The 24379-nt window shown below is 45.6% G+C and carries 23 protein-coding genes; 10 read left to right on the forward strand and 13 right to left on the reverse strand.

What is annotated here, in order from left to right:
* The first annotated feature begins 43 nt into the window (after window positions 1-43).
* Window positions 44-1036: a tetraacyldisaccharide 4'-kinase gene (gene lpxK, locus ACRD67_RS05780; RefSeq protein ID WP_430966091.1), complete on the forward strand. Its 993-nt coding sequence runs from the start codon at window positions 44-46 to the stop codon at window positions 1034-1036.
* On the opposite strand, the gene ACRD67_RS05785 is transcribed toward lpxK, so the two are convergent.
* The 9 genes from ACRD67_RS05785 to ACRD67_RS05825 all read right to left on the reverse strand — a co-directional run bounded on the left by ACRD67_RS05785 (window position 1031) and on the right by ACRD67_RS05825 (window position 9972).
* Complete coding sequence (locus tag ACRD67_RS05785) at window positions 1031-3256, reverse strand: tetratricopeptide repeat-containing hybrid sensor histidine kinase/response regulator (RefSeq protein ID WP_430966187.1); 2226 nt, start codon at window positions 3254-3256, stop codon at window positions 1031-1033. The genes lpxK and ACRD67_RS05785 overlap by 6 nt on opposite strands.
* Window positions 3247-4257 carry a type I glyceraldehyde-3-phosphate dehydrogenase gene (gap, locus tag ACRD67_RS05790; protein ID WP_430966092.1) on the reverse strand — a complete coding sequence of 337 codons (1011 nt, stop codon included), beginning with the start codon at window positions 4255-4257 and terminating at the stop codon, window positions 3247-3249. Before gap ends, ACRD67_RS05785 begins: the two co-directional genes overlap by 10 nt.
* 49 nt (window positions 4258-4306) lie before the next feature.
* Entirely contained in the window at window positions 4307-5182 is an 876-nt protein-coding gene (gene lipA / locus ACRD67_RS05795; protein WP_430966093.1) for a lipoyl synthase, read from the reverse strand.
* A gap of 159 nt (window positions 5183-5341) precedes the next feature.
* Window positions 5342-5908 carry an RNA polymerase sigma factor gene (locus ACRD67_RS05800; protein ID WP_430966094.1) on the reverse strand — a complete coding sequence of 189 codons (567 nt, stop codon included), beginning with the start codon at window positions 5906-5908 and terminating at the stop codon, window positions 5342-5344.
* Between the two features lie 41 nt (window positions 5909-5949).
* The gene (locus tag ACRD67_RS05805; protein ID WP_430966095.1) at window positions 5950-6159 is read right to left on the reverse strand and encodes a membrane or secreted protein; all 210 of its coding nucleotides are present in this window, start codon (window positions 6157-6159) and stop codon (window positions 5950-5952) included.
* Between the two features lie 77 nt (window positions 6160-6236).
* Complete coding sequence (locus ACRD67_RS05810) at window positions 6237-6995, reverse strand: anti-sigma factor (protein ID WP_430966096.1); 759 nt, start codon at window positions 6993-6995, stop codon at window positions 6237-6239.
* Window positions 6992-7558, reverse strand: coding sequence for an RNA polymerase sigma factor (locus ACRD67_RS05815; RefSeq protein WP_430966097.1), 567 nt, complete (start codon window positions 7556-7558; stop codon window positions 6992-6994). Before ACRD67_RS05815 ends, ACRD67_RS05810 begins: the two co-directional genes overlap by 4 nt.
* A gap of 207 nt (window positions 7559-7765) precedes the next feature.
* Window positions 7766-8782, reverse strand: coding sequence for a UDP-N-acetylmuramate dehydrogenase (gene murB / locus ACRD67_RS05820; protein WP_430966098.1), 1017 nt, complete (start codon window positions 8780-8782; stop codon window positions 7766-7768).
* Entirely contained in the window at window positions 8782-9972 is a 1191-nt protein-coding gene (locus tag ACRD67_RS05825) for a pyridoxal phosphate-dependent aminotransferase (RefSeq protein ID WP_430966099.1), read from the reverse strand. The genes murB and ACRD67_RS05825 overlap by 1 nt, the downstream gene beginning before the upstream one ends.
* 153 nt (window positions 9973-10125) lie before the next feature.
* On the opposite strand from ACRD67_RS05825, the gene ACRD67_RS05830 reads away from it, so the two are divergent.
* Window positions 10126-11460, forward strand: a complete 1335-nt coding sequence (locus ACRD67_RS05830) for an aspartyl protease family protein (protein ID WP_430966100.1) — start codon at window positions 10126-10128, stop codon at window positions 11458-11460.
* Between the two features lie 63 nt (window positions 11461-11523).
* Here ACRD67_RS05830 and ACRD67_RS05835 read toward each other — a convergent pair whose 3' ends face one another.
* The gene (locus ACRD67_RS05835; protein ID WP_430966101.1) at window positions 11524-11913 is read right to left on the reverse strand and encodes a DUF1573 domain-containing protein; all 390 of its coding nucleotides are present in this window, start codon (window positions 11911-11913) and stop codon (window positions 11524-11526) included.
* Window positions 11914-12111: 198 nt separating this feature from the next.
* Here ACRD67_RS05835 and ACRD67_RS05840 point away from each other — a divergent pair, with 198 nt between their 5' ends.
* From ACRD67_RS05840 to ACRD67_RS05875, 8 genes are all read left to right on the forward strand, one after another.
* The gene (locus ACRD67_RS05840; protein ID WP_430966102.1) at window positions 12112-14757 is read left to right on the forward strand and encodes a valine--tRNA ligase; all 2646 of its coding nucleotides are present in this window, start codon (window positions 12112-12114) and stop codon (window positions 14755-14757) included.
* A 111-nt stretch (window positions 14758-14868) separates the two neighbouring features.
* Entirely contained in the window at window positions 14869-15846 is a 978-nt protein-coding gene (locus tag ACRD67_RS05845; RefSeq protein ID WP_430966103.1) for an NAD(P)-dependent alcohol dehydrogenase, read from the forward strand.
* Between the two features lie 192 nt (window positions 15847-16038).
* Window positions 16039-16677: a Crp/Fnr family transcriptional regulator gene (locus tag ACRD67_RS05850; protein WP_430966104.1), complete on the forward strand. Its 639-nt coding sequence runs from the start codon at window positions 16039-16041 to the stop codon at window positions 16675-16677.
* A gap of 124 nt (window positions 16678-16801) precedes the next feature.
* Window positions 16802-19171, forward strand: coding sequence for a spondin domain-containing protein (locus ACRD67_RS05855; RefSeq protein WP_430966105.1), 2370 nt, complete (start codon window positions 16802-16804; stop codon window positions 19169-19171).
* 188 nt (window positions 19172-19359) lie between these two features.
* Complete coding sequence (locus ACRD67_RS05860) at window positions 19360-19884, forward strand: GNAT family N-acetyltransferase (protein ID WP_430966106.1); 525 nt, start codon at window positions 19360-19362, stop codon at window positions 19882-19884.
* 104 nt (window positions 19885-19988) lie between these two features.
* A complete protein-coding gene (locus ACRD67_RS05865; protein ID WP_430966107.1) occupies window positions 19989-20588 on the forward strand; it encodes a DUF1684 domain-containing protein in 600 nt (199 codons plus the stop codon).
* 8 nt (window positions 20589-20596) lie between these two features.
* Window positions 20597-21865 (forward strand): sterol desaturase family protein, encoded by a 1269-nt coding sequence (locus ACRD67_RS05870; protein ID WP_430966108.1) that lies wholly within the window; start codon window positions 20597-20599, stop codon window positions 21863-21865.
* A gap of 27 nt (window positions 21866-21892) precedes the next feature.
* On the forward strand, window positions 21893-22654 hold the full coding sequence (locus ACRD67_RS05875) for a creatininase family protein (protein ID WP_430966109.1): 762 nt from the start codon (window positions 21893-21895) through the stop codon (window positions 22652-22654).
* A gap of 5 nt (window positions 22655-22659) precedes the next feature.
* On the opposite strand, the gene ACRD67_RS05880 is transcribed toward ACRD67_RS05875, so the two are convergent.
* Genes ACRD67_RS05880 through ACRD67_RS05890 form a run of 3 tightly spaced genes read right to left on the reverse strand, consistent with a single transcriptional unit; the run spans window position 22660 to window position 24377 of the window.
* The gene (locus ACRD67_RS05880; protein WP_430966110.1) at window positions 22660-22926 is read right to left on the reverse strand and encodes an acyl-CoA-binding protein; all 267 of its coding nucleotides are present in this window, start codon (window positions 22924-22926) and stop codon (window positions 22660-22662) included.
* Window positions 22916-23584, reverse strand: coding sequence for a phosphatidylserine decarboxylase family protein (locus tag ACRD67_RS05885; protein ID WP_430966111.1), 669 nt, complete (start codon window positions 23582-23584; stop codon window positions 22916-22918). Before ACRD67_RS05885 ends, ACRD67_RS05880 begins: the two co-directional genes overlap by 11 nt.
* Window positions 23574-24377 (reverse strand): phosphatidate cytidylyltransferase, encoded by an 804-nt coding sequence (locus tag ACRD67_RS05890; RefSeq protein WP_430966112.1) that lies wholly within the window; start codon window positions 24375-24377, stop codon window positions 23574-23576. The genes ACRD67_RS05885 and ACRD67_RS05890 overlap by 11 nt, the downstream gene beginning before the upstream one ends.
* Window positions 24378-24379: the final 2 nt, after the last annotated feature.

A 24379-nucleotide genomic window follows, 5' to 3' on the forward strand; every position in this document is an offset into this window, starting at 1 on the left:
ACTTTATAGGTGACCAAAGATAAAATATTATATTTTCGTTCCGATGCAACTGTTAAGAAAAATAGGATTCCCCATATCTTTGGTTTATGCGGTCGTGGTGCGCTTGCGGAATTATTTCTACGACACCGGCATTTTTACCGGCAAATCCTTTGCTACCCCCACCCTTTGCGTAGGAAATCTGAGCGTGGGCGGCACGGGCAAGACCCCAATGATAGAATATTTGGCGTCCGAATTGCAAGATACGCGTAAAATAGCCGTATTGAGCAGGGGCTATGGTAGAAGGTCCAAAGGGTTTGTGCTGGCAGGGCCTAACAGCACGGTCCTGGAATTGGGTGACGAACCTTTTCAGATTTATTCGAAATTTCCAGGGCTAACGGTGGCGGTGGATGCAGATCGACGGAACGGGATTTCCATTTTGGAAGCAGAGATAGCTCCCGATCTAATTCTTTTGGACGATGCCTATCAGCATCGCAGGGTGAAACCAAGCTTTTCTATTTTGCTCACAGCCTATGACCATTTGTACTGCGATGATTGGTATTTGCCCACGGGGGATCTACGGGATAGCCGGTACACGGCCAAACGCGCAGACCTCATTGTAGTGACCAAATGCCCAGATCACCTGGGTCAAACCGAACAAAATGATATTCGGAAAAAACTACACCCGCTGCCGGATCAGCAGGTATTGTTCAGTACCCTGGCCTATGATGGGGAATTGAAAGGTTTACCAACGCCCAAGCCGCTGATGTGGCTCAAGACCAAAAAACTTACCTTGGTTACGGGTATTGCCAGACCGCAGCCCTTGTTGGAGTTTTTGAAGGGACAGGGCATTTCCTTTGAACATTTGTCCTACCGGGACCATCATTTTTTCACCGAAAAAGAAATACGTTCGTTGAACGGGAGGGAGATGGTACTCACAACTGAAAAGGATTTTGTACGTTTAAAGGGCAAGGTGGACCAACTGTGTTATCTTGGTATCAAACATCAGTTTCTTGGAAAAGGAAAAAAAGCATTATCGGATGCCTTGACAACGCTATGAGGTGGTATTCTTAATCTGTTTGTCCAAAATATTCTCCCCGATTTTTTGATAGAATACCTCAGGTTTAAAGGGTTTGGTGACCACATCGTTACAACCCGCCGCATAAAAATTCTCTAAACTATCGTCCAGGGAAATAGCAGTAAGTGCTATGATCGGAATTTCCTTGTCGAACTCTCTGATCTGCCTCGTTGCCTCATCGCCGCTGATACCTGGCATATGGATGTCCATCAAGATGCCATCGTATTTGTTTTCGTTGGCCAGTTCCACGGCCTTGGTACCATTGCTGGCTATTTCGCAGGTGATGTCTTTCTTGCTCAACATCTTTTTGGTAATCACCTGGTTGATCTTATTGTCCTCTACCACCAAAAGGTGCAATCCTTTAAGATTATAGTCCTTCTGTGTGATTTCGAACGGAATGTCGTCAACAAGACTGTCCTTGCTTTTCAGGTTCAATTCAAAAAAGAAGGAGCTGCCCTTGCCGAACTCACTTTCCAGTTGAATGGTACTATCGAAGAGGCCTAGCAAACTTTTTACAATGGTAAGCCCCAGACCAGTACCGCCGTACTCTCTGTTGATCTGGATAGACCCCTGTTCAAAACTGTCAAAAATGCTCTTCTGCTGCTCTTTTGAAATACCTATCCCGGTATCCTTTACCTCAAAGTAGATCGTAACATCCTCTTCTACCTTCTTCATTAATTTGGCAATTACCGTAACGGTACCGTTCTTGGTAAACTTTAGAGCATTACCGATCAGGTTCATAAAGACCTGTGAGAGTTTTAGGGGATCACTCATAAGGTGTGATGGTATCTCATCATCATATTCCAATACGATTTCGGTCCGGTTCTCCTTGGCGCTTTGCTGAAGGGAACTGATGACATCGTTCAGTACTTTTTTGAGATTGAACTCTATGCTCAGCCGTTCTAGCTTATCGGCGTCTATTTTGTTGATCTGAAGAATATCATTGATAAAATTCAGCAGATAGTCTCCCGAAAATTTCAGGGATTTTAAATGTTCCTTCTGGTTTTCGCTCGGGTTTTCCTCTAGCAGCAAATGCGTAAGTCCGGTAACGGCGTACAATGGCGTCCGGAGTTCATGGCTTACGGTAGAGAGGAAATTGGTTTTGGCCTCCATGGCTTGTACCGCCGCATCCCTTGCGTTCTGCAGTTCCTTGTTCTTGGTCTGCAACAGATCATTGGTCTTTAGTTTGATCTGGTTGTTTCTGTAAAGCGATACTGCCAAGAGGGAAATAATGGTCAAAAAGGCCGAGGTAAGGATTGCTGTAATTTCAGAACGGTTGGCAGATTCGTTCAGCTCCTCAATTTTTTCATCTTGGCGCCTAATCTCATCGTTCATAAAATCGAACTGGATTTTATCGGCCGTCTTGGCCTCTGTCTTTACCTTTTCAATAGTGAAAAGGGAATCCTTTATCTGGAGAATATTTCTATTGTGTACCAGTGACAGATCGTATTTTTGTACTTTTTCATAGGCCCTGCCCAATAACACATTGGCCTCAAATACTTCCTTGGAGAAGCCATTTTCCTGCGCGAGGGCAAGCGCTCCGGAAGCACTTTTTATGGTTTCCTCCCAGTTTTCGGTTTTCTCGTTCAATCTGGCCAGTCCCATATAGGCCTTGGTGGCCAGGTATTCTTTTTCATAGACATCGTTGTTCACGACCAGGGAATTGAAATTTTTGGAGGCGCTGTCGTATTTTTCAATATTCATGTAGATATTGGCCTCGGCCAGGAGAATGTTGTTGAGCAGGTTCCGGTCGTTGTTCAGTTGTTTGGCATCGTTCAGCATATAGATGGCCTGGAAATTTTGGTCCTGCAGATAGAGCACGATCGCCTCTATGTATTTATGCACGGCATTGCCATAAGGGTAAGCGATATCATTGAGCAGTACTTTGGCCCTGTCCCAATAGAAGAGCGTGTTGTCCGTTTTATCGAGTTCCAGATATAGCAGGGCAAATCTGTGGTAACTATCTACCAGTGCTTTTTCGTCCTCATTTTTTTCAGCGAGCTCTGCAGCCTGGTTCAAGACTTCCAGTGCACGGTCTATCTTGTTTTGGTTCTTAAGGACCAAGGCTTGGTCAAAATAAGACTGCACGCTGCGGTCAGGAGAAGGGGTCTCCTGGGCGTATGCACTTTGAAAGGCACAAAAGGCCAAAATTAAAAGCGCGTTTGCAAGCCGTATATGTGACAATACGAATCTCAAAAGTATCTGTTCTTTATCAATAAGTTGATAAGGTCTATAATTCTACTGCTATATCCTGTCTCATTGTCATACCATCCAATGATCTTCACCATTTTTCCTACAACGGAAGTCATCTGAGAATCAAACGTACAAGAGTAACAACTATTGTTTATATCTATGGAAACTATAGGATCTTTCGTATAGAAAAGTATGTTTTTTAGCTCATTTCGCGAAATTTCATTAAATGTATCATTAATTTCTTGAATGGAGGTCTCCTTTTTAACATTTAGGGTAATATCGGTCAGCGACCCATTGGGAACGGGTACACGTATGCCACAACCACCGATGACCTGTGCCAGATCTGGAAAAATTTTGGTCAGCGCCTTAGCGGCGCCTGTAGTGGTGGGTACTATACTCTGAGAGGCGGCCCTGGCCCTTCTCAAGTCCTTATGGGGTTGATCGTGCAGGCTTTGATCGGTGGTATAGGAATGTACCGTTGTGATATAGGCCTGTTCAATACCACAAAGTTCCTGCATCACTTTGATCATGGGAGCGGCGTTGTTCGTGGTACAGGAGGCATTGGAGATAATGGCATCCCCTTTTTCCAAAATGTGTTCATTAACGCCGTAAACAACCATTTTTATATCATCTTCGGCCGGGGGTACCGTTAAAATTACCTTTTTAGCCCCGTTGGAAAGGTGGGGCTCCAGTAGCTCGCGGGTCTTAAACTTGCCCGATGCCTCAATGACCAGGTCTACCTGATGGGCCGCCCAATCAATTTCCGCGGGGGAGCATCCATTGAGCATGGCCACTTCAGAGCCGTTTACCTGGATATGTTGTTCCGAATGTGAGATCTCCCCGTCAAAAATACCGTGCATGCTGTCGTATTTCAATAAATGCGACAGGGTAAGCGCATCGGCCAAATCATTTATTGCCACCACCTTTAAATGTGGATGCTTTTGTGCCAATCTAAAAAAGGTCCTGCCTATTCTGCCAAAACCATTGATTCCAATTCTAATTTCCTTCATACAGAAAAAAAATCCCGCCTAGGCGGGAGTTCATACTACAATGCGTCCGCTAATTTATATGTTTGTGGGCTTTGTAGGAAGAACGTACCAGTGCGCCGCTTTCCACATGTCTAAAGCCCATTTTTAATCCTATTTCCTCATATTTCTTAAACTGTTCGGGGAGAATAAACTCCTTTACGGGCAGGTGCTTTTTGGAAGGTTGCAGGTATTGCCCTATCGTAACCACATCTACGTGGGCGTCCCTAAGATCTTCCAGCGTTTGGATTACCTCTCCTTCCTGCTCGCCCAGGCCAAGCATAATGCCAGATTTTGTACGGTTTACCCCATTTTTTCTCAGATAGCTCAGCACTTCCAGGCTGCGGTCGTACTTTGCCTGTATCCGCACTTCCCTGGTGAGTCGTTTTACGGTTTCCATGTTATGCGATACCACTTCTGGTGCTACGGTAATAATTCGGTCCAAATGGGTATGGATGCCTTGAAAATCAGGAATCAATGTTTCCAGGGTGGTCTGGGGGTTCATACGTCTAATGGCCTTTACGGTTTCTGCCCAAATTATGGAACCCATGTCCTTTAGGTCATCCCGATCCACGGACGTGACCACCGCATGTTTGATCCCCATTATTTTTATGGAACGCGCCACCTTTTCGGGTTCTTCCCAATCCACTTCTTCCGGGCGTCCGGTTTTTACACCGCAAAAACCACAGGAACGGGTACAAATATTTCCTAGGATCATAAAAGTGGCCGTACCCTCACCCCAGCATTCCCCCATATTCGGACAGCTCCCCGAAGTACATATGGTGTGCAAATCGTATTTGTCTACCAACCCTCGAAGTTGGGTATATTTTTTACCGGTAGGCAGTTTTACCCGTAACCATTTGGGTTTTCCTTTGGGCGGGACGACACTTTCCAGGGTTTCTGTGCTCATGCGTTATTTTTATACAAATATACGAACTAAATGGGGGATTTATGGCAATGCACAATGTAGCGACCTGGCTAATTTTGGGCGGGCAACGAAAACAAAATGCCTTGGCCCGATTCCCCCCGGATGTTCCAAAAACAATTCGATGTCGAGGGCCACTGGATGTCAGGCCTTGCTTTTTATGACTTCGGCCAGGAGCTTTTTCGCCCTTAGGAGCTTCACTTTTACATTGTTCACGGGCTCATTCAGTTGTAACGCAATGTCTGCATAGCTCAGTTCATTAAAATACCGGAGATTAATGACTTTTTGATAGTGGGGCTTTAACTCCTTTATGTGCTGCAAGAGCGTTGCCAAATTCTGTTCGGTAATCAATTGGTCCTCGGCAGAAGGGGTATCGTCCAAAACTTTTTTAATGGCATCATGGTTGCCACTTTCCGTACTTTCAAGGACATTTCTCCTTCTTTTCCGGATAAGATCCACATGTAAATTTTTGGAAATGGTGATCAACCAGGTCTTGAATTCGTAGGAGGCATCATAGGAATCGATCTTGTCAAAGGCCCTGGAAAATGTCTGAATGGTAATGTCTTCGGCGTCGTTCTCGTTTTTGGTCCGTATGAGCTGAAATCCGTAGACATCGTTCCAAAAGGTATCCAAAAGGGTGCTAAATGCAATTTGATTGCCCTTTTTGGCCTTTTCGATCGTATTTTTAAGCGTTTCTTCGGTTTTGCCCAAGTGAGGTGTAGTTTATGCGGAAGCGGCAATGTGCTTTTGGCCTATTGAATTTCCCCGACGGTTTCTCTTTTGCAATCCTGCTCATCGGGAAGTTTTCCGCAATAGCCGCAGGCTTCCCCCTCCTTGTTCAGAAAAGGATTCTGACTGGCGCAGGTGCCTGAAAATTTACCGTCTTTTTTGGCCCAGAGTTTTATGGCGATACCGGAAAAGGCAAGTGCAAGAAGGCCAATGGTCAGCAGAACTAATTTCATAGTACAAGGTTTGCGCAAAGATACGAAAATATCGTCCTTGTATCAGGGTATTTAGGGTTCCTTTAAGAAACGGGGACTCAATATGCGATATTGGCCACAATATTCGCCACAGTGGGGGTTTCGTTACCCCCTTTGGGCTCTATGGTAATATAACTTATGGCATTTTCCGCATAAGGTAGTGCCAACAGTTTTTCCGTATTGTCCGCCTCGGTAATGATACCAAGATTTACCATTTCCCCATTGACCTCTGCCCACATCTGGTAGCATTGGTCCTCGGGAAGATTGGGTAACTTACTGACATTGATGTAAGAAAGCTTTTTAACAGGGTTGATATAAGCCACGGCCTTTAAGTCACGTGCTTTTTTGTTGCCCATTACCGTATACTTCTTGGTCTGTGGATTGTTCAGTACAATGAACTGGTTCCTCACATCTTCCAAGCGCTCTCTCATATCCTGCTCCAAATCCTTGATCTTATTGGAAACAATCGTGTTTTCCTCCACTAGGTTTTGGTTTTGGTTCCAGAAGAAATAGGACGCTCCAGCGAAAATAAAGGCAACAAAACTAGCGGCAATCGCGTAACGCAAGAATCTTCTCCTGCCGCTGTTTTCCGCTTTTATGCGTTTCAAAATTCTATCCTTTAGGCCTTCTGGCGCCTTAATGGCGTGCATTTTGGCGAAGGTCTCCAGGTTTTCCTGCAGTTCGTCATAGGTGTCCCGTACCTCGGGATACATGGCAATATAGCGTTCTACCTGCAAAGTCTCTTCGCTCGAGGTGGTCCCCAACAAATACTTTTCAAGTAGATCCGTATCTAAAAATATGCGTATTTTTTCTTTCATGATAACAATGGTATTAAAAGCATCAACAGCATCGAGGTGCCGTAAATTTTCCTTAATTCCCTTAGACCGATCTTCAACCTGGATTTGATGGTCCCCAAGGGAATATCCAGTTCTTCACTGGCTTCCTGTTGTGTCATACCCTGAAAAAAAAGGGCTTCGAGCACAATTTGATACTTGGATTCGATCTTGTCCAGATTTTCCCGAACGTCCATAAACTCGGGCCTAATACTGTCAACGCCTAAATTATATACGTCTGAAACGTCCATTTGGATTTCCCGATCCGTTTTCGTGTTGGTACTTCTAAGTTTATCTATAGCGGTATTTCTGGTGATCCTGAAAAGCCAAGTGAACAACTTGGCCTTGGTGGAGTCATAGGAGTCCGATTTTTTCCAGATCTTAACGAAACTTTCCTGCAATACGTCCTGCGCCAGTTCCTCGTCGCGAAGTACCTTGTGTGCCACCCCATAAAGGGTGTCCCCATAGTGCTCGTAGAGCAGTGAAATGGCCTTTTCGTTCCTTTCCTCAAGGAGTTCAACAATATGTTTTTCAAGTAGTGTGCTCATAAGCCGATTTGCGGGCCAAAAAAATATGTCAAGCTAGCATCCAAATGCTTCACTTAAACCGTATATAGAATAACGCTAAAATATAAAATTGATTGTTATTAAGCGTTATCTCAATATTTAATTAGATAAATGTACAACTGGTTATTGTACATTTAGTTTTTGGTTAGTTTGGTTTGGTATAGCCCCTGTAGAATCTTTCTTCAGGGGTTATTTTATGATGTTGACCTCTGGCAAGATACGAATGTTGAACTTGTCCAAAACGCTTTTCTGAATTTTATCGGCCAAATCCATGATTTCCTTACCACTGGCGCTCCCATAATTGACCAAAACCAGCGCTTGGCGCTTGTGCACACCGGCATCGCCATAGCGTTTTCCCTTAAAGCCGCATTGTTCGATCAACCATCCAGCTGGAACTTTATAGGTGTCTTCGGAAACTTTATAATAGGGAGCATCCGCATAGCGTTGGTGAAAACGGTCGAACTCAGATTTGTCGAGTACCGGATTTTTAAAAAAACTGCCACTGTTCCCCAATTCCTTGGGGTCGGGAAGTTTGCTTTTTCGAATGCTTATAACCGCCTGGGAAACTTCATTTATGGTTGGATGTGTTATTCCCTTTTTTTGGAGTTCGGCCTCTATGGCACCGTAGGTGGTGTTGAGCTTATGGTTTCTTTTGGTCAATTTAAGGCATAGTGAGGTAATAATGTACTTCCCCTTGCCCTCATTTTTAAAAAAGGAATCACGGTATCCAAACCGACAGGCTTCCTTGGAAAATTGCTTTAGTTCCTGGTTCGCAATTTCCATGGCCGTACAACTTTCAAAGCTGTCCTTTAGTTCCACGCCATATGCACCGATATTCTGAATAGGGGCGGTACCTGCGCTTCCCGGAATGAGCGATAAATTTTCAAGTCCCCCGTAACCTCTTTCAAGCGTCCACAACACCATTTGATGCCAATTTTCCCCAGCCATGACTTTAAGGATAACGTGGTCTTCATCTTCCTCGACAATCTCAATTCCCTTGATGTTGATATGCAATACCAGTGCTTTTATATCATTGACTATAAGCATATTGCTTCCACCGCTTATGATGAACTTTTCAGGGTGATCGCGCAACTGAAGGGCTTCACGCAGCGCTTCCTCGTTATTAATTTCCAGAAAATAATCGGCCTTGGCCGAAATACCGAAGCTGTTGTATTCTTTAAGGGATATGTGCTGCAGGATTTCCATTAATGACCATAGCGTTTTAGGGCTGCCCCAAGAACTTCCACGGCTCGTTTTAGGTTTTTCTTATCCAGGACGTAAGCAATCCTGATTTGATTTTTCCCTAAGCCTTCCGTGGCATAGAACCCGGCGGCGGGGGCCACCATGACCGTGTCACCATCAAGATTGAAATCTTCTAAAAGCCATTGGGCAAAATCATCCGCATCCTCAACCGGAAGTTCCGCAATGCAGTAAAAAGCGCCCTGCGGCCTGGCAATGGTAATGCCCTCAATTTTTTGTAGTTCCGCAATCAGAATATTTCTTCGTTCCACATATTCTTCAATAACCGAATCAAAATAGCTCTGTGGGGTTTCCAAAGCCGCTTCACTGGCTATCTGGGCATAGGTGGGGGGCGACAAACGCGCTTGGGCAAACTTTAAGGCCGTTTTAATAAGATCCCTGTTCTTTGAGACCAAAAACCCGATACGCGCACCGCACATGCTATACCTTTTGGAAACCGAATCCACGATCATGGCATGCTGTTCCAAGCCGGGCTCCTGTAAAATGGAGTAGTGTTTTTTCCCATCATAGGTAAATTCCCGGTAAACCTCATCGGCAACCAGAAATAAGTCGTGCTTTTTTACGATGCGGGCCAACTTCTGTATTTCTTCCCTGCTGTACAGGTAACCTGTAGGATTCCCGGGATTACAGATCAATATAGCCCTGGTCCGTGGACTGATCAATTTTTCGAAGGCCTCTATAGGGGGCAAGGCAAAATTATTGGCAATGCTGGATACCACGGGAACTACTTTTACACCGGCCGCCGTGGCAAAACCATTGTAATTGGCGTAAAAGGGTTCGGGGATAATGATCTCATCATCGGTATCTGCGATGCTGCCCATGGCAAAAGCCAGTGCTTCGGACCCCCCTGTGGTCACTATAATGTCCTCGGCGATTACATCAATGTCGTTTTTGGCATAGTAACCGGCTATTTTTTTGCGATATGCCTCGGAACCTTCGGTCCTGCTGTAGGCCACAATATCCAGCGTATTGTTCTTTACCGCGTCCAAGGCCACTTGTGGGGTCTTAATGTCGGGCTGGCCGATGTTGAGGTGAATTACGTTAATACCGTCCTTTTTTGCCTGTTCGGCATAGGGAACCAGTTTTCTAATAGGTGATTCGGGCATTAATTGCCCCTTCCTTGATATGGATGGCATGGCATCTTTAATTTTCAGCAAAAATGGGAAATCATAGCGGACAAAACAATAGCCACGAGCTTTTAATTCTCTCTTTATAATTTGTTAAACTATACTAAATTAACCAATAATATGTTTATATTTAAGAGAGATAATCTGTTAAAAACAAGCGAATTGCGCAAACTACTACCCTATATTGCCCTATTTGTACTGTGCTTCCCCTTTATGGGCAGCGCTCAGACATTTACTTTGCCCAAGGGACAGGAGTTCGAGAAAGTACGCTTTAAACTCATCAATAACCTCATTATTATTCCCTTGGAAGTGAACGGGGCAAAACTTTCCTTTATTTTGGATTCAGGGGTGAGTAAGCCCATTCTTTTTAACCTATCGGATCAAGATTCGATCCAGATCAACAAAGTTTCGGAGATTACCATCAAGGGATTGGGCGACGGTGATCCCATTAAAGCGCTCAGCTCAAAGGAAAACATTTTCAAACTGGGCGACATTAGGAACTTTGATCAATTGTTATATGTAGTATTGGACAAAGACCTTAATTTTTCGCCTTCCCTGGGCATGCCGATCCATGGCATCATCGGGTATGATCTTTTCCGTGATTTCGTGGTGGACATTAACTATAACTCCAAGGTCATCAAATTCTATAATCCCGAGACCTATTCCTATAAGAAAAATAGGCGGAGCGAGACCTTTCCTTTGACCATTAGTCGCAACAAAGCGTATATAGACGGACAGGTGTTGATGCCGGATAACAGCGATGTGCCCGTCAAACTACTGGTCGATACGGGAAGTAGCGATGCCATCTGGCTGTTCGAAAATCAGGAAAAAGGCCTGGATATCCCAGAAAAAAACTATGAGGATTTTCTCGGCAGGGGTTTAAACGGGGATATTTTCGGAAGACGTACCATGGTGAACAGCATCAAAATTGGGACCTATGCCCTACGTGATGCCAAAGCGGCCTTTCCGGATATGCAATCCTTTAATTCGATTAAAAACCTGGGTAACCGAAATGGTAGTGTGGGAGGCGAGGTCCTCAAACGGTTCAACATTATTTTTGATTATCCAAACGGCAGGGTCACTTTGCGTAAGAACCTGAACTTCAATGAACCCTTTCATTACAACCTTAGTGGTATAGAACTGCAGCACAACGGGGTACGTTATATTTCGGAGCGGCTTTCCAATAACAATGGGGTCTCCTTTAGACGTGAGGGCCCTTCCTTGGGAAATGTCTCTATATTGTTAGAGAATCGAACCCGACTTAGCCTAGTGCCCGAAATCGTGGTTTCAGGGATTAGGGCAGGTAGTCCAGCGGCACTTGCTGGCCTCCAGGAAGGTGATATTATCCTAGCGGTCAACGGAAGGCGGATCTACCACTATAAGCTACAGGAAATCATAAAAATGTTGAACGATAAGGAGGGGAAACGCATACGGCTGCTTATAGAACGTTACAACAGGGATATGCTTTTTACTTTTGTCCTAAAAAAACTTTTTTAATAAAAAACCCCGACGGTGCTACCATCAGGGCTATATGATAATGGGAAATCCTTAGGGTTTCCTTTATTTTGTTCCTTCCGCTTTTACTTCCCCTTTGATCTTTAATACCTTGGTAGGGGTATCCGCATTGGAAATGACGGTAATCGCCTTTCTGATCGGTCCTACACGCTTGGTGTCGTACTTCACTTGAATCTCACCTGTTTCGCCCGGCATAATAGGGCCTTCAGGTTTCTTTGGAATCGTGCAGCCACAACTGGAGCTTACTTTGCTGATGATCAACGGGACACTACCCGTGTTGGTAAATTCAAAGATACGTACCCCGTCACTGCCTTTTGCAATTTCACCGTAATCAACCGTTTCCGATTTGAATTCGATCTTCGCCTGTTTGTCCTGGGCCGTAAGGCTAAATCCAAGTAGGCCAACAAACACTATTAATACTGCTTTTTTCATCATTTCTAGTTTTGGGTGAATTTCAAATGTAAATGTTTTTAATGAACCTCCAAAATTCTTTTGTTATCTGATAACGTTACTTATTTTTGTTTCGTATTTATTTATAGGGCAAAAACCTATTGGATTACCATAATTTAACATTGGATATCCATCAACATTAGGTATGGCCAGCGTACTATCGACAAAAACTGTTCCAAAAACATGGATATCCCTTCAAAATATGAGCCTCAAAAGGTGGAAAACCACTGGTATGACTACTGGTTACAGCATAATTATTTCCATTCCAAACCCGATGACAGAGAGCCATATACCGTTGTTATTCCCCCTCCGAACGTAACCGGCGTGTTACATATGGGCCATATGTTGAACAACACCATACAGGATGTACTTATCCGTAGGGCCCGCCTCATGGGGAAGAACGCCTGTTGGGTGCCGGGAATGGACCATGCCTCCATTGCCACCGAGGCCAAGGTGGTAGCCAAATTAAAGGAAGAGGGTATCGCGAAGAGCGACCTTTCACGAGAGGAGTTTTTGAAACAGGCTTGGGACTGGAAACACAAGTATGGCGGGGTTATCTTGGAGCAATTGAAAAAGTTGGGCTGTTCCTGTGATTGGGAGCGTACCGCCTTTACCATGGATGACGATATGTCAGCATCCGTGATCAAGGTCTTTGTAGATCTCTTTCAAAAAGGGTTGATTTACCGAGGGTATCGCATGGTGCACTGGGATCCCCAGGCCAAGACCACGCTCTCGGATGAGGAGGTCATTTACGAAGAAAAACAAGGGTTGTTGTATTATTTGTCCTATCCCATAGCAGAAAGCAAGGAAACCGTGACGATTGCCACCACAAGGCCCGAGACCATTTTAGGCGATACCGCCATATGCATTAACCCCAAAGATGAACGCTATGCCCATCTAAAGGGCAAAAAGGCCGTAGTGCCCATTGCCGGGCGGATTATTCCGATTATTGAGGATCACTATGTGGATATCGAATTTGGTACAGGTTGTTTAAAGGTAACTCCGGCACATGATACCAATGACAAAACACTAGGGGAAAAACACAACTTGGAAATCATCGATATCTTTAACGATGATGCTTCCCTAAACAGTTATGGGCTGCATTATGAGGGGAAAGATCGCTTTGAGGTGCGCAAGGAAATTGCCAAGGAACTTGAAGCTGGCGGTTTTTTGGTAAAAACGGAACCTTATATCAATAAGGTGGGCACTTCCGAACGCACCAAGGCGGTAATAGAGCCCCGCCTATCGGATCAGTGGTTCCTAAAAATGGAGCAGCTGGCCCAACCGGCCCTTAAAGCCGTGTTGGAGACCCAAGAGGTAAGGCTATTTCCCAAAAAATTCGAAAATACCTACCGGCATTGGATGGAAAACATCCGAGACTGGAATATTTCCAGACAGCTGTGGTGGGGGCAGCAGATTCCCGCCTATTACTACGGGGACGGGCAAAACGACTTCGTGGTCGCAGAAACTCCAGAAAAGGCTTTGGCATTGGCCAATGAAGCGCTAGATGGTAGGGGAACAAAAGACCGGCCATTGACCTTGGATGACCTTAAACAGGACGAAGATGTGCTGGACACCTGGTTTTCTTCCTGGTTATGGCCTATCAGCGTTTTTAACGGTATTTTGGAGCCCGATAATGACGAAGTGAAATATTACTATCCTACCAATGACCTGGTCACCGGACCGGATATTATTTTTTTCTGGGTGGCCCGGATGATTATATCCGGATACGAATATCGAGGGGAACGCCCTTTTGAAAATGTGTACTTCACCGGGTTGGTGCGTGACAAACAAAGGCGTAAGATGTCCAAACAGTTGGGCAATTCGCCAGATGCCCTGGAACTTATCAGGAGTTACGGTGCAGACGGGGTACGTGTAGGCCTATTATTGAGTTCTGCGGCCGGAAACGACCTCATGTTCGATGAAGACCTCTGCCAACAGGGGAAAAATTTTGCCAATAAGATATGGAACGGCTTTCGCCTGCTAAAGGGATGGGAAGTGGCCGACATACCACAACCAGAGGCCTCCAAATTGGGTATTGCCTGGTATGGGGCCAAGTTCCAGCAGGCTCTGGGTGAAATTGAGAACCATTTTGCCAAATACCGCATTTCGGACGCGTTGATGACCATTTACAAGCTGGTATGGGACGATTATAGCTCCTGGTTATTGGAAATTATAAAACCCGTCTATCAACAGCCGATCGACCGGACTTCCTATGAAGCGGTCATTGCGCTGTTTGAACAGAACCTAAAGCTGTTGCACCCCTTTATGCCCTTCCTAACAGAGGAAGTGTGGCAGCATATTACAGAGCGTACCCCCGAGGAGGCCTTGATCATCGCCCAATGGCCCAAACGGGAAGCGGTGGATGAAAAGCTGATCAAGGGATTTGAGCATGCTTCAGAAGTGGTTTCCGGGATTAGGACCATCCGAAAGGAAAAGAACCTGCCTATAAAAGAAGCCCTGGAGCTTTCCGTGCTGAATGCGGAAAAAATCGGCATGGATTGGGACACGGTCATTGCAAAACTGACCCATCTATCCAACATTTCTTATGTAGAGGCGGCTGCTGAAGGCGCGCTGTCTTTCCGCGTAAAGAGCAACGAATATTTTATCCCGATAAGCGGGGTGGTGAACGTGGAGGCGGAAATAAAAAAGATAAACGAGGAACTGTCCTATACCAAAGGTTTTTTGCAATCGGTCCAAAAAAAGCTCTCCAACGAACGTTTTGTGAACAACGCGCCCCAACAGGTGGTGGCACTTGAGAAGAAGAAGGCGGCCGATGCTGAGGCCAAGATCGCTACCTTGGAAAAAAGTCTGGCAAATTTGGAATAAACTGTAGGATTGCCGCGGGAAACCCCAGCGGCGCATGATGCCGCCTATAGATTATATCTGCATGTAACAAAGCCCAGGACAAATCGTCCTAACAATACGAAATACCAACCCATGAAAGCAATGGTATGGACCAAATATGGTCCTCCCGAACTGATGCAACTCCAAGAAGTGGAGCAACCGGTACCCAAAGATAACGAAGTACTGGTCAAAGTGCATGCGGCCACAGTGACGGCGGGCGACTGTGAATTGCGCAGATTTGACATTGCCACTTGGATTTGGTTGCCCGTTCGTCTGTATATGGGTATCCTAAAACCTCGGATCCATATCCTAGGACAGGAAGTGGCTGGGGAAGTGGAAGCAGTAGGTGCAAAGGTCAAGGGGTTAAAACCCGGAGATGCTATTTTTGCGGAATGTGGTATGGGTTTTGGGGCCTACGCCCAATATCTCTGCCTGTCCAACGAGCGCGTCATTTGCCACAAACCGGAACATGCAAGTTATGAAGAAGCGGCCACTATCCCCACTGGCGGCATCAACGCCCTGCACTTTTTGCGAAAGGGAAACGTAACGGCCGGAGAGCACCTTTTGATAAATGGGGCAGGGGGGAGTATTGGCACCTATTTGTTGCAATTGGCGAAAATGGCCGGGGCCGAAGTGAGTTGTGTGGACCGGGGCAATAAATTGGACATGCTTTTGGAACTTGGTGCCGACCATGTTATTGATTACACCAAACAAGATTTTACAAAAAATGCCCAAACCTATGATGTCATCATCGATATTGTAGGTGGCGCTCCCTATAAGCGAACCGTAAATTCCTTACGTATGAAGGGCCGATATGTTCTGGGCAATCCCAGACTTCCCGCTATGCTTCGGGGCCTATGGACCTCATGGACCACGAATAAGAAGGTAATATCGGCCTTGGCGAGCTATAAACTTGCCGATTTTCTTTATCTAAAGGAACTGATGGAGGCCGGGAAGCTGAAAGCGGTCATTGATAAACGCTATCCCCTGGAACAATTGGTGGAAGCCCATCGGTATGTGGAGCAGGGCCATAAAAAGGGCCATGTGATTATTACACCCCCGCAAGATTGACCGTGGGGGGTAATTTCTGATTTAAATATGGGTTAGGGAAGGGCTTTTTGCCCTAGATGTCCTGGAAGTTTTGCACGGACCCCTCGGAGGGGTTCATTTCTAACTGTTAAATAGATGAAATTGCGTGGGTTTTATCTCGCGAAGTGCTAATTTGGACCGTTTTTTGGACCGTTCAATAGCATCCTAAAGCTTATGGAAATAGAGAATCATACCTATATCAAACGCTGCTTTCCCCTCTTGGAAAAACAACTATACGAAGAAATCCTCGAAGTTGGGGTTTATAAGGAATTTGCGGCCAGTACATATGTGGTTAAGCAAGGTGCGTATTTGGATTTTTTACCTGTGGTCCTCAGTGGAGTCATTAAAATGTACGCAGAGGAGGACGGAGTACAGTTTTTGCTTTACTACATTAATTCTGGAGAGACCTGTATCCTGAGTTTCAATCATCTGTTTGATCAAAAACCGGTCCAGTTCTCCGCCATTACGGAGGAGCCTACCATAGTGCTTTGTCTGCCCGTATCCAAGGTAAAGGAATGGTTTATCAAATATCCTTCCTTTGGTAGAATCATACTAAAGGATTTTCAACGGAATTTTGAAGATCTTTTACGCACTACCAAGGATATTGTGTGCTTTGGTATAGAAGACCGACTTATCAAATACCTGGAGGACCTATCGGAACGTTCCGGCTCCATGGACATTCACCTTTCCCATCAGAAAATCGCTTCCGACCTGGGTACCTCAAGGGAGGTCATTTCCAGGATCACCAAAAAATTACAGAAAGAAAATTTATTGATTCAGCACAAAAGGCACATAGAACTGATCAGAAATTAAAGTATCACGAAAACCTCACGGATTTTAGTATAGATTTAACAATTTTCGGTGATTTTAATCACCGTTTTTCATTTTAGGTTACTTGTAGTTTTGGCAAAAATTATTCTAATCTAAAAAAAGTGTTATGAAAAAGAATCTATTTAAAATCTTACTATTGGCCGCTCTGGTTGCATCCTGTTCGGACGATGACGACTTGGTAGCAGAGCCACCAGGGGGAGAGGAACCTGTTGAAGGGCAGGCTTCCGTAGTGCTTAATGAGGTGGAATACCTCGGAGATCGTGTGGAGATCTTTAACAACGGCGATGTTGCCGTAGACCTGGAGGGATATTTCCTCTGTTTAGGCCCAGGGACCTACAGGCAGATAGGAGCCTTGAACGTAGAGGGCAATTTGCAGTTGGAACCTGGTGCATTTTTGGTAGTTTCCTACGAAATGCCCAATGCCGAAGGCGGTTTGGGACTGTATGTGGACAATTCCGCATTTGACGACCCTGCAACCCTAGCCGATTTTGTGCAGTGGGGTGCTGCCGGAAGCCCGCGGGAAAGCGTGGCCGTAAGTGCCGGTATCTGGGCACAAGGAGAATTTGTGCCCGTTATGGGCAGCGCAGACAACAGTCTGGTGTTCGATGGGGAAGGTACTGGAGCTGCCAACTGGGGCGAAACTACAAGCCTTACCTTTGGTGCCGAAAACGTGCTGACCGTGCCCGCGGAAATGCGGTCCCTTGTAATTAACGAGGTGCAGTACGGATCTCGGGACCTTGTGGAAATCTACAATAACGGCAACGTAAGTGCCGATCTAAGTTCTTATTGGCTCTGTTTGGGTCCAGGCACCTATGTGCAAATAGGCAATTTAACGCCAGAAAGTGGCAATATTGAACTGGCTGCAGGTGAATTTTTGGTACTTCCTTATACCATGCCCGACGATCAAGGAGGTTTAGGACTGTACTCGGAGAACCAATTTGGTAACGCCGATGCCATTGTAGATTTTGTGCAGTGGGGTGCTGGGGGAAGCCCTCGTGAAGATGTTGCCGTAGCCGCAGGAATTTGGACAGCAGGGGAATTTGTGCCTACCGTGGCTTTGGACAGCTATAGTATTGAATATGATGGGGACGGGGATGCTGCCTCCGATTGGGCGGAAGAAGTGAATCCTTCCCTGGGTCTTGCCAACGACACAGCCGTGCAATCCACTACATTCAATGTCACCATTAGCAATGTAATCAATTACCTCAATGTACATACGTTTACGACACCTGTAGGAGCAGGTGGTCCTGGGCCCCTCACTACCAATGGTGCCCAATACCAAATATCGTTCAAGGCCGTTCCTGGAACGAAATTTACACCGGTAACCATGATGGGCAATAGCAACGACTGGTTCCTTGCCCCAACAGATCTTGAGGGTATAGATTTGTTTCCTAATGGACAGGCGCTGAACGGTGTGGACATAGCAAGTAAGCTTTCGCTTTACGACTTGGGTACCGAGGCCGATAATGACCCCGCGACCTTTCCACCGGCAGGGGCCAATGTAGGTCCGGCCGATGCCAATCCCTTGGTACGTTTGGTGCCCGGAAGAGGTACAGGGGAAATTTATATGACTGCGGTATTGGATTATACCAATGGAGATGGGAATTCGGCAGGTACCTTTACCTTTACCATTACAGCTATCAACACGCCAGACCCTGCTCTGCCACCTAGTCAGACCAACGGATTCGTGATTACGCCAGGTATCGCCGTGTTGCATGCTTTGCCCGAGCCCTTGTTTACTTTAGGTCAGGAAGATAGAGGTGTAGGACTGGAAGGCATTGCCGAGGATGGTATGCCGGGAGCCCTGTACAACTGGTTTACGGAAACCGGTTCCAATGGATCTCCCTTGCGTTTGTCCTCTTCGTTGAGCGTGTTTTCACCAGGGCTTGTTTATGCGTTTAATACCAATAGCGACCCCTTCTTTGTACAGGGCGCAAGCGTAAACCCCGAAAGTGGACTGGAGCAATTGGCGGAAGATGGGAATAACGCACCGGCAGTGGCCTTTTTCAACGCACTGGGATTGCCTGTAGCGGCCAGTACGGAGGAAGTGAATATAGGCCCAGGGGAAAACTTGACGTTTTCCATTGAGGTGCCGCAGAACCAAAATTATAAACTAGGGATCGGGACCATGCTTGTACAGACCAATGACTGGTTTATCAGTTATAACAACAATGGGGTGGCTTTGTTCGATGAAAGCGGGGTTCCATTCTCCGGAACATCGGAGAGCGATGAATCCTATCTTTTTGATGCGGGTACGGAAGTGGACCAAGCCGTTGGCTTTGGGGCAGATCAGGCCCCTAGGCAAGCTGGGACCGATCAGGGAGCCCCAGATGTCAATACTAGCATAAGAAGAGTAAGCGACTTGGAAGATGTGCAATTTGGAAAAGGCATATACGACAACCCTCCCGGAGTGGTCTATTTTGAAGATCCCCGTGGTGGCTATAACCTTGTTCGCATAGATATTCAGCCTCAGTAGTGTGTGTTTGCCCTATCCCCCCACGGATAGGTGTAGGTTGAATAGGCAAAAGCCGGGAGTTTTCTTCCGGCTTTTCTAGTTTGGCCCCATCGGGTCCAAGAGGAAAGATGTGGCAATAGCAAGTATCGGATTGTTTTAGTCCCAAATCATTTCGATCTTTGTCCGTATACGGTAAAAAAAACTAGGGCGTGCATATCGAAAATTGTAGTGCAGGGGATATAGAAGAGATTTTCCGACTTTACGGATTGGCATCGGAATATCAAAGGTCAAAACGCGGTGTTGTGGTATGGCCACAGTTTGATCGGGAATTGGTAACGACGGAAATCGCCGAAAACCGTCAGTGGAAACTCCTCATAGATGATCAGGTAGCCTGCGTTTGGGCCACCACCTTTAACGACGAACAAATATGGGAGGAAAAAAATAGCGATAGCGCCGTTTACATACATCGCATTGCGACCAACCCCAGTTTTAGGGGGAGAAATTTTGTACGCACTATTGTAGAATGGTCAAAAGTGTATGCCAAAGAAAATCAAAAGGATTTCGTAAGATTGGACACCCTGGGCAACAACAAAGCTTTGATCGCCCACTATACCAATGCCGGTTTTACCTTTTTAGGGCTATTTGAGTTAAAGGATACCAGGGGTCTCCCGGAACATTATCACAAGGCCCCTGCCTGTCTTTTCGAGATATCCCTAAAAGCCGATAAAGTTTAACGGCCTTGTTGCCAAAAGCTTGCGTAGGTGCATACCTTCCCATAAAGGGGTTGTTCCATTTTTCCTATATTTGGAATTGATAAGAATGCCACAATCACCATTGTATGTACAACGTATATCCGATACTCCTGGCCGTAATCTTTTTTAACCTTTCCCTTAGCGGACAGGACACCATTCAATCTGCCGAGGAATTCCAGAAAGAACTTGAGGAGGATTATAGGAATCCTGAGAAGTCGCCTTTAAAACAACGAGCCAAGGACTTCAAGGGACACGCTTTTTTTGCCATCGATTCCACCTACAGGGTAAGGGCAAATTTTGTGCGGACCTTGAACGCGCTGCCCTTTCAAATGCAGACGACCACCAGTAGGACACCTACCTATGAAAAATACGGTGAGGCAACTTTTGAGATCCATGGTGAGGTGATGGTCCTTAATATTTACCAAAGTCATAATTTGAGGGAGACAGCGGAATACAAGGACTATCTTTTTCTTCCCTTTAACGATGCCACCAATGGCGAGGAGACCTATGCTGGAGGCCGATTCCTGGATCTTGAGATTCCGGAAGGAGATACGATCCTCATCGATTTTAATAAGGCATACAATCCATATTGCGCCTACGCCAAGGAATATTCCTGTCCTATTCCTCCCAAGGAGAACACTTTGGCCGTCAAAATTTTGGCCGGTGTAAAGAAACCCAAAAAATAACAGACCCTATGGAGACCTACGCCACCGCATTGCTGTACGCCATTCCATTTTTTATTCTGCTTTTGGTCATTGAAATTATCTATGGGCATTTCAAGAAAAACCAGAAACATAAGGTGATGGATACCATAAGCAGTATCAGTTCTGGCCTTACCAATATCGTGAAGGATTCCCTTGGGCTGGGATTGATCCTGGTTTCATATCCTTTTTTACTGGAGCATTTGGCGGTGACCCAGATCAAGGCCACCTGGTTGGTTTGGCTGGTTGCCTTTATCGCCATAGATTTTGCGGGATATTGGAACCATAGACTAAGCCATCATATCAATTTTTTTTGGAACCAACATGTCATCCACCATAGCAGTGAGGAATTTAACCTTGCCTGTGCACTGAGGCAGTCCATTTCCAATCTTATAGGGTACTTTCCCTTAATGTTGCTTCCTGCGGCCCTATTAGGGGTTCCGGCCCAGGTTATCGCTATTTTGGCCCCCATCCATTTGTTCGCACAGTTCTGGTACCATACCCAGCATATTGGAAAAATGGGCTGGCTGGAATACATTATCGTAACCCCATCACAACATCGGGTTCACCATGCGATCAATCCGGAATATATAGACAAGAATCTGGGACAGATCCTTTGTGTTTGGGACCGTTGGTTTGGTACCTTTCAAGAAGAATTGGAAACAGTACCACCACAATATGGGGTGCTAAAGCCTGCGGCTACCTGGAATCCGGTACGGATCAATTTTCAGCACCTTTGGCGTTTGATCAAGGATGCCTGGCGCACCCAAAGTTATTGGGACAAAGTGCGAATTTGGTTTATGCCCACGGGCTGGAGGCCGGCCGACGTAAAAGAAAAGTTTCCCGTAAGCACCATAGAGGACGTCTACCACTTTGAACGTTATGATACCAATTCTACCGCCAAATTAAAAGGATACGCCATTTTCCAAATGCTGGCGACCCTGGCCATGATCTTGTTCATGTTTTACAATTATGGAACTATTGGATTTAGCGGATTGCTATTGTTCGGGGCCTTTATCTTTGTAGGCATCTACGGGTATACTTCGCTCATGGACCGAGAAGGTCATGCGGTATGGATAGAAATATTCCGAGGCTTAGCCGGTCTTGGTTTCATCGCGATGACAGGCGATTGGTTTGGACTGGAAGCGTACCTGCCCTTTGGGCGCTTTGGGATGGCCACTTACTTTCTTGTCACGATTTTGGGAGGCATTTATTTTACCTTTTCGGAACAGGAGACCACAAATATCGAGATACCCGCATAAGCAGTGGATTCAAAACAGCACAAACCTATGAGACCCTATATACTTGCAGAAACCAATTGGAAGGCCGTAAAGGACACCACATTTGACCTGGCCGTATTGCCATGGGCCGCTACCGAGGCGCACAACTACCATTTGCCCTACGCCACGGATATTATTGAGGCCGATGCGTTGGCTGCAGCCGCTGCCAAGGTGGCTTGGGAAAAAGGGGCCAAGGTCATTATATTACCCACCATTCCTTTTGGTGTAAACACCGGACAGCCCGATATTTATCTGGACATGAACCTGAATCCGACCACCCAACTGGCCATTTTGAGCGATGTTGCAGAGGTATTAAATAGACAGGGGATACATAAACTGCTCATTTTTAACAGCCATGGCGGGAATAATTTTAAGCCGTTGGTGCGGGAACTGGGGCTGAAATACCCAGACCTCTTCATCAGTTTTTCACAATGGCCCCAAGTAGTGGACAAAAAAGCCTATTTTGAAGAAGATGGGGACCATGCCGATGAAATGGAGACCAGTCTAATGCTCTATCTAAGACCAGATTTGGTGTTGCCCAAGGATCAATGGGGCAGTGGATCGTCCAAAAAACATAGAATAAAGGCCTTTTCCGAAGGTTGGGTATGGGCCGAACGCAAATGGTCACAGATCAGTGCCGATACCGGGGTAGGCGACCCTAGGGCGGCTACTGTTGAAAAAGGGGAACGGTTTTTTAAAGCGGTAACAGAAAAAATGGGAAATTTTTTCGTGGAACTCTGCAACGCAGATCTGGAGGACTTATACCATTGACGGGATTACTTGTTGTTTTTGACCTCTTTCTTGACCAAGAGGATGTAACTTTTCATGGCTTCCTCCCGACTGATGTTCTGTGCCTGGATAAGGGCATTGGCTTTAAAGGCATTGATCAAGGGGGTTTTGCTCCCAGGATTTCCGAAGTTTTTATTGGCAATTTTGTAGTAGGCATAAAGTTTTAGGAGGACATCGGCAGGAAAGGGTTTTTGGTAATTGTTTACAAATTCCACCGCCTCCTCAAAATCCTTAAGTAACTTCTCATTCTTCATTCTTTTCCACTATAGTGGCGATGCAAGTTTTGGCGCCCACCGCTTTTTGGTTCAGTTTCACGGTAACAAGACAGTCTAAAGGTAAGAACAAATCTACCCTGGAGCCAAATTTAATGAAGCCTGCATCCTCGCCTTGCTGTACACTATCACCTACCTCGGCATAGTTTACGATACGCCGGGCCATGGCGCCGGCTATTTGTCTATAAAGAATATCACCGAATTTTGGGGTGTTGATTACAACGGTGGTCCGTTCGTTCTCCTCGCTGGATTTTGGGTGCCAGGCCACCAAATACTTTCCAGGATGGTATTTGGAATATTTTATGGAGCCGCTGGCCGCATATCGGGTAACGTGTACATCGATCGGCGACATAAAGATAGAAACTTGGATACGTTTGTCCTTAAAGTATTCATTTTCCATTACCTCCTCAATGACCACTACTTTGCCATCTACCGGAGCCAAGACCTCGTCAAAATTTTTAGAGACCGTGCGTTTTGGGTTTCTAAAAAATTGGAGAATCAACATAAGGATTAGGATCGATGCAATTTGTATGCTCAAGCGCGCCCAGGGTAGGCTCACGTAATAGTGTGCCAAAAGTACGGCGGCACTGGCCACAAAAAAGGTAATAATGATGATGCGTTGGCCTTCTCTATGAAACATAGGAAAATATCGTTAAAGTTAAATATGCGAAGGGAGCGGCGAATACCAGACTGTCCAGACGATCTAGCATTCCACCATGGCCGGGAAGAATGGCTCCACTGTCCTTTACCTTGGCCACTCTTTTAAATTTGGATTCCACCAAATCCCCCAAACTGCCTGTTATGACAATGATGGTGGCCAGTATCATCCATTGCGCAAGGGATATGTTTGTCTCGTACTTCGCCATAAAATAAGCAGCAGCCATAGCGAAAACAAAACCGCCAAGGGTTCCTTCCCATGTTTTTTTTGGTGAAACGGCCGGATATAATTTTGTTCGTCCAATACTCTTGCCTACCAAATAGGCAAAAGAATCGTTTACCCAGATCAGGATAAAGATTCCCATGATCAGAAATTTGGCGAACTCGTTGTCCTTATAGGGAATCATGGTAAGAAAAATACAGCCCCCTCCTATGTAGAAGAGACCAATAACAAATTTTTGAAAACGGCTAAACACTTTTTTCTTTTTTGAAAACAGGTAAAACAACAGTGCAAAATTAACCGTTATGGTAAGGAACATCAAAATATTGATGATTAGTTTATCATGAATCAGATAAATATAACCCCACCATAAAGCCAGATAGGCAATAAAGATGTGATATCCCCCTAGGCCTATGATGCGTTTGTACTCATAAAGACAGGCCAATCCAAAGACCATGAACAGGAAGTCAAAGGCATCCGAGCTTAAAAAAACGGCGGAAAGGAGCAAAATAACATATACTGCCCCTGTGAGTAGGCGCCTTAGAATTTCTCTCATGT

Origin of the sequence: Eudoraea algarum (genome assembly GCF_050589645.1) — a bacterium.
GTDB lineage: Bacteria > Bacteroidota > Bacteroidia > Flavobacteriales > Flavobacteriaceae > JBNGOQ01.